This window comes from Microcoleus sp. Pol11C2 (assembly GCF_036701505.1).
Lineage (GTDB): Bacteria > Cyanobacteriota > Cyanobacteriia > Cyanobacteriales > Microcoleaceae > Microcoleus.
The window spans coordinates 1-1,642 of the sequence record NZ_JAUBQX010000117.1 but is presented as its reverse complement, the minus strand read 5'-3'; the positions used below and the strand labels follow the sequence as shown (position 1 = coordinate 1,642).

The window sequence follows — 1,642 nt, the reverse complement described above, 5'->3', positions numbered from 1 at the left end:
ACATTATTTCTCACGGCAGTTCAGGCAGCCTACAACTAGGCAATACCGCTCTGGGTTCAGATAACATAGAGCAATACAAAAGCCAGTTGGAGAAATGGCAAAGTTCACTAGCCCCAGAAGCAGACATCATGCTGTACGGCTGCGATGTAGCCGCCGATACAGGTGCTAATTTCGTCGATCGCTTCAGTCAATTAACCGGGGCTGACGTTGCGGCATCCACCAACACAACCGGCAGTGGCGGCGACTGGAATTTAGAATTTTCTAGGGGCCAAATTGATTCTCCCTTAGCCTTGGAGGCCGATGCGATGGCAAGTTACCAAGGTAATTTAGCTACGATCGTAGTAGCCAACAATAGCGATAGCGGGCCCGGTTCATTAAGAGCTGCGCTAGCCACCGCTGTTGCAGGCGATATCATTACCTTCGCTCCAGGTTTAGCCAGCCAAACCATTACCCTCACCAGCGGTCAACTCGATATTCCCGTAGGCAAAAATATCACCATTGACGGCGCCGCCGCACCCGGTTTAACCATCAGTGGCAACAACACATCCCGCGCATTTTTTGTCAACGCCAACGTTGCAACTGCTACCAATTTGGTGGTCAAAAACCTGATTATTACTAACGGCAAAACAACCGATCGAGGTGGCGCGATCGGCACAACCGACGAAGTAAACCTCACAGTAGACAATGTTCAGTTCAACAACAACGTCGCCGATAAAGGCGGTGGCGCAATTTTTGGTAATTTCAACAATACCCTGACTGTTACCAACAGTAAATTCAACGGCAACGTAGCCACCGCCGCTAACGATGAACGTGGTGCAGGCGCGATCGGCTTTTTGAGTTTCAAAACTATTACAGTCACCAACAGCGACTTCACCAACAACAAAGGAATTAACGGCGGGGCAATTAACAGCCTTCAAGGTAAGCTGACAATTGACAACTCCCGATTCATCGGCAACGACACCACAGCAGCCACTTTTGCCACAGGGAAGTCCAATGATTTCTTAAGAGGTTTCGGCGGCGCACTATATACCGATCGAGCCAGCAATCCCAGCGAAGCTTCCGGCACAATTAAGATCACCAAAAGTGTATTTCAGGGCAACAAAGGGCGAGGCGAAGGCGGAGCAGCTTATCTGTTTACCGGCACCCAAGACAGCGTAAGTATTGCAGACAGCACCTTCCAAAACAACGAAATTCTGTCGCTTCCCGGTGGCAACGACGGAGTTGGAGGCGGGTTGGTAAACTTGAGCAACGGCCTCAACAAAGGACTTACGGTCTCCAACACCACTTTTGCTGGTAACAAAGCCCCCGGTCAAGGTGGCGCAATGTGGATCATGGATGCGCCTACCACGATTACCAACAGCACCTTTTCTGGCAACCAAGTTAGTGGGACTACCGACTTTTACGGCAATGTCGGTGGTGCAATGGCTCTTTATGCCCCCACAACGATAGTCAACACCACCATTGCCGATAATTCCGCCCGTTGGGTGGGCGGAGGTATCTCGGCGGCGTCGGGAAAGCCTGTCAGCGTCAAGAACACGATTTTTTCTAACAACACGGCGGGGAATGAGTTTGGCATTCAGCAGCACACCAGCAGCGAACTAACTGACCAAGGTGGCAATTTTCAGTGGCCTGTCAAAAAAAC

The 1,642-nt window shown here is 50.7% G+C and carries 1 protein-coding gene; it reads left to right on the top strand.

The features are described 5' to 3' along the window. The coding region (locus QUA42_RS27535) for a DUF4347 domain-containing protein (RefSeq protein WP_333141850.1) at nucleotides 1-1,642 on the top strand (1,642 nt) is incomplete at both ends.